Here is a 2106-nt window from a genome sequence, read left to right as displayed (position 1 = left end):
GTCGTATACGGCTGTCGTATACGGCCGGGTGATCATAACCAGAGGCAACGCCCACCGGAACGATAGTCACTGAAAGTAACAGCTACTGGAAGCGGTCACCACGGGAGCGTGACTCACCGGGGGCCCGTGGTCCATCAGCCCGTCAGGAACGCCGGCACCTGATGTCCCGCGCCTGGCAGAGGCGAGTATTGACATCACCCCACATCACACGCATCGTGGACGGCGTGCATACCGAGTCTCGGCTCGTGACCCGAGGTCACATTGATCTGCTGCGGGTCGCCTCAGCAGCCTGTCCGGGCTTTCCTTCCTCCCGTCGATAGCCGCGCGCACCCGCACGCTTCCTGACCCACCCCACGGGCTGTCGCGCCCCTTCCGCCGGCCGAAACCACGTGTTCCCCACACGTTTCGTTTCCATCCCCTACGGGACGCGGAAGAAAACAACAATGCGCATCCGCGCCGATCATCGCGACAGCATCCATCCGACGACAGGAGATGCACAATGACATCCGCACCGCCCGCGACATTTGCGTCGAGACGGCCGCCCACCGGCATCCGCAGGTATGCGGCCGGCAGCGCAGCGCCGCTGGCCACGGTGTCCGAGACGCCACCCGATATGCCGCCCGGCCGGGGATCCGTCCTCATCCTGACCGGTCGGGGCGAGACAGCGGCCTCGTTCGAACGGCTCAGGCTCCGCCTGGCCCTCGACGGCTACACGATCACCATCTCCGAGGAGCCCGGTGACAGCGTGTCAACGCTGGCCGAAGCACGTATTCCCGGAGCACCCTTCATCCTGCTGGGTTCCGACATCGGCGGGCTGCGCGCGCTGACCCTCGCGGGCTCCCCGGCGCTGCGCCCGGACGGCGTGGTCCTCCTCGGGCTGCCGCTCCTGCAACGTCCCATCACGGCTGACGGCAGTGCCGGCAATATCGGCAGTGCCGGCGCTTCGGTGTACCCGGTTCCGCGGGCCCTGCCCGACCTGCCCATCCTGCTGATCCACGGGGTGGACGACCAGGTGAGCCCGCTACCGCTCACCCAGATGATCATTCGTACCGCGCCCCGTGCGCAACTCACCGTGGTACCGGGTCAACATGATGTGATCGCCGGACCCGGCTACCGGACAGTGGCCGCCAGCACCCTGGTGTTCCTGGAGTCACTGCATCAAAATCCGCTCTCCGGATGAGCTCGGATCACGTGGAAATGCCGGCGGGCGGTGTGCGTGAACCGACAACGATCCTTTCCAAGGTCACGTCAAGGAGATCAGGGCATGTCCACAGGCACCAATCTCGTCACCAGCATCCGTGAGCAGTTCCGGCAGACCCCGCTGCGCGTGGCCGACCAGACGCTGCCGAAGGGCCCCGAACCCGCGGGATCCGTCGAGGAGATACGGCTGCACCGCAAGCAGCGGCTGGCGGCTTCCTTCCGGCTGTTCGCGAAGTTCGGCTACGACCACGGCATCGCCGGTCACATCACGGCGCGTGACCCGGAGCTACCCGACCACTTCTGGGTCAACCCGCTCGCCGTGTCGTTCGCCCAGATCAAGGTCTCCGACCTGCTACTGGTCAACCACGACGGCGACATCGTGATCGGCAACCGTCCCGTCAACACGGCCGCGTTCGCCATCCACTCCCAGGTGCACGCCGCCCGTCCGGACGTCGTCGCCGCGGCGCACGCCCATGCCGTGGCCGGTAAGGCATGGTCGTCCCTCGGCCGGCTGCTCGACCCGATCACCCAGGACGCCACCACGTTCTACGGCAGCCACTCGCTCTACGCCGATTTCAACGGTGTGGTCCTCGACAAGGAGGAAGGGCGCAACATCGCCCAGGCCCTGGGCCCGAACAAGCTCGTGATCCTGCAGAACCACGGCTTCCTCACCGTCGGACGCTCCGTGGAGGAAGCGGCATGGTTGTTCGTCACCGCCGACCAGAGCGCGCACGCGCAGCTTCTCGCCGAAGCCGCCGGCATCCCGAAGCTCATCCGACACGAAGTCGCCGAGCCACTGGGCAGCGGCCGTGCCTTCGGCGGCTTCAGCTTCACCCCCTACTGGGACCTCATCACCGCCAAGCAGCCGGACCTGCTCGACTAGAGCCGGACCTGTTCGATAGAGCC

Annotated in this window: 2 protein-coding genes; both read left to right on the top strand. The window is 66.5% G+C overall.

Going from position 1 to position 2106, the window contains the following annotated elements; genetic code table 11:
- Nucleotides 1–499: 499 nt before the first annotated feature.
- Nucleotides 500–1180 (top strand): alpha/beta hydrolase, encoded by a 681-nt coding sequence (locus tag DD1DGNOD_RS07320; protein ID WP_131765843.1) that lies wholly within the window; start codon nucleotides 500–502, stop codon nucleotides 1178–1180.
- An 84-nt stretch (nucleotides 1181–1264) separates the two neighbouring features.
- Nucleotides 1265–2083 carry a class II aldolase/adducin family protein gene (locus DD1DGNOD_RS07315; RefSeq protein WP_131769727.1) on the top strand — a complete coding sequence of 273 codons (819 nt, stop codon included), beginning with the start codon at nucleotides 1265–1267 and terminating at the stop codon, nucleotides 2081–2083.
- The last annotated feature ends 23 nt before the right edge of the window (nucleotides 2084–2106 follow it).

The sequence above is a fragment of the Candidatus Protofrankia californiensis genome, from assembly GCF_900634765.1.
Classification (GTDB): domain Bacteria; phylum Actinomycetota; class Actinomycetes; order Frankiales; family Frankiaceae; genus Protofrankia; species Protofrankia californiensis.
This window is presented reverse-complemented; position numbering and strand designations above follow the sequence as displayed.

Coding starts and splice junctions, on each gene's coding strand:
- DD1DGNOD_RS07320 (WP_131765843.1), top strand. CDS start 500: ATGACATCCGCACCGCCCGCGACATTTGCGTCGAGACGGCCGCCCACC.
- DD1DGNOD_RS07315 (WP_131769727.1), top strand. CDS start 1,265: ATGTCCACAGGCACCAATCTCGTCACCAGCATCCGTGAGCAGTTCCGG.